The sequence below is a fragment of the Bartonella sp. CE47NXGY genome (assembly GCF_042195415.1).
In the GTDB taxonomy this organism is placed as follows: domain Bacteria; phylum Pseudomonadota; class Alphaproteobacteria; order Rhizobiales; family Rhizobiaceae; genus Bartonella.
Window position 1 is genome coordinate 1 of the sequence record NZ_JBHIOI010000102.1, and the last position, 2,148, is coordinate 2,148.

2 protein-coding genes and 1 pseudogene are annotated in these 2,148 nt (G+C 36.1%); all 3 read right to left on the reverse strand.

Going from position 1 to position 2,148, the window contains the following annotated elements; all coding sequences use genetic code 11:
• Positions 1-719, reverse strand: a 719-nt coding sequence (locus tag ACFIL3_RS09775; protein WP_375682183.1) for a type IV secretion system protein, incomplete at its 3' end; no start/stop codon positions are given.
• 183 nt (positions 720-902) lie between these two features.
• Positions 903-1,844, reverse strand: coding sequence for a type IV secretion system protein (locus tag ACFIL3_RS09780; protein WP_375682184.1), 942 nt, complete (start codon positions 1,842-1,844; stop codon positions 903-905).
• Positions 1,845-1,913: 69 nt separating this feature from the next.
• Positions 1,914-2,067 (reverse strand): annotated as a pseudogene (locus ACFIL3_RS09785) (TrwH protein).
• Between the last annotated feature and the right edge of the window lie 81 nt (positions 2,068-2,148).

The following is a 2,148-nucleotide window of genomic DNA, read 5'->3' on the forward strand; positions in this document are numbered from 1 at the left end:
GCTACATTCTGGTCGTAGTCGAGTTTCATATCGCTCAAATAGTTTGCAAAGATATTCATCATCAGATTAAATACAGTGGCTAAGAGTAGAAAGAGGATTATATAATTGATGACTTGGACTATCCATTGCTCGAAAAGGCGATGAGTTGGTTGCCAGAGCAAAGCAATGATGAAGAGTGGTCCCAATCCTACGAGAAGTGTAATAGCGATTTTTGTTAGGAGCACGAGACCACCGCCGATTGCTACTACGAGGCTTGTTGCTAGCAAGATAATGATGCCTAAGAGACTGTAAAGCAGTCCATTGGCTTCGAAGAAGACGGTTTCTTGGAAAAGGCGGCCTGCATATTGAAATCCTCCGCCTGCTGTTTTGTCAAGTAAATTCATTAATTGTGTATCATCGAGTGGATTTGTCATGAGCGCTTTTGATAACTCATAGGGCATTTGTGTTATCAAATTGGCAATTTCATTTTGATAAAGTCCTGTGGTAAGAGCTATTGAAGTAATAATACTTATTCGTAGGAAACGATTTACAAATCCGGAGAGAGGCATATCGATAGCGCCACGAATGATAAGCCATCCATAGATGATGAAAGCGATCGTGATTCCAATTGAAACGAAAGGTGTAATTGTAGCAATTGTTTTTGAGGAAATACCCGTGACATATGTTTGTGTTACCTGGTTAATTTTATCGAAAAGTTGCGTGAAAACTGTAAAGTCCATGGAATTCCTCTTTAACGAATTTTCAATTTTTTATCACCTTGAAATATAGATACATGCTAAACGCTTCATTTGCATTTATACATTACCTAAGTATTTTCATTACGATATCTTAGCTTTGATAAAACCTTTGTGCTTCTCTTAATTGTTCAGAGAGTACTGAACCTTCTACATCGGCTTTTGTTTTCATCGTATGGTAGGCATCCCTTTTTTTTCATGATCAAAAATTTTCATATCAAGTTCGCGTCTTTTCCTTTTGATAAGTGATTGCTCAGCGTCACGTAAATGCGCTACCATTTCCATCTTTATAAATTCATTTTGGATCATGGCTAACGAACCATCGATATGTGCTTGAAGATCTGCAGTATCTTTCAGGTTTTCTTTTTTTTGAACTTCATCTAATAGATCTCTGAGGTATTGAAAACGATTTTCTACGTTTTCAAAAGTTTCTAAACTTACAGCTTTATCTAGTATCGATGCAAATTGTAAACGCTCTGAAATAGTTTTGCCCATTTGATCAAAAGGCCCAGAAACTTTGTTTTCGTCCTCTAATACCTCTTGATATGATTTCCTTGAAAGCTTATCACTCTTATAGAGCGCTTCTGGCTCTTTGAGAAAAAAACTAGAAAAGTCTATTTGCTTTGGGTTTGTTTTCTGACTCTTTGTTATAGCTTGATAGGTTTTTTCTGTTTGCGAAAGTTGTTCTTTTTTCAACTCAAGCTGTTTTTTTAAGAGCTCAATAATTTCCCCTTTTTTTAATAGATTAGTAAGCTCCAGATATTTTGCTGATGGAGCAGATACGAAAGTTGATTTAGGTACCTGAGCTGTGGGAGATATTGGAGGTGTGTTAGATGGCTTAGAGCCACTAGGTTTGGACGGTACGCGATTTCTCATCGTTCCAAAATTAGAAAGGTCAATTTTAATATCGGGTGGAAGTTTACGTGGTGGCTCATAGCCTTTTGGTGGTTTTGGTTTATAATTGTTGCTTGAATCGAGATTTCCTGACCCTATAGTAGGAACTGCAAAACGGCTATGACCTCCTCCTTGCTTAGTAAGAGTGTTACTTCTTGCTAAGTTTGTTGTTCCAAGAAAAGCACTAATCGCTATGATAATAATCAGCTTTTGCATATTTCACACCTTTTAATTTTCACATATTTAGAAAGACTGACCATTACATTATTAACTTCATAAATCAGTTTATGAGATTCCGTTGTCTCCTCGCTTGATTTTGGCAGGGATTGTTTTATTAATTAGGCACACGGTTCCTATCATTGGGCTGTTTTAGCTTTGGTGCTAATGCACAAGCCGATAAAAGGTTTGCAATCAAAATTATAAGAATGATTAACTTCATTTTGATATGACTCTTTTTACTGTTATATACATTCTGATATTTGTTGTCATTATTATAATTTTGACACTAAAGTAAAGTGTA

What these genes read in the sequence shown, in the direction of transcription:
- ACFIL3_RS09780 (WP_375682184.1), bottom strand. Translation starts at nt 1,844, where the DNA reads ATGCAAAAGCTGATTATTATCATAGCGATTAGTGCTTTTCTTGGAACA.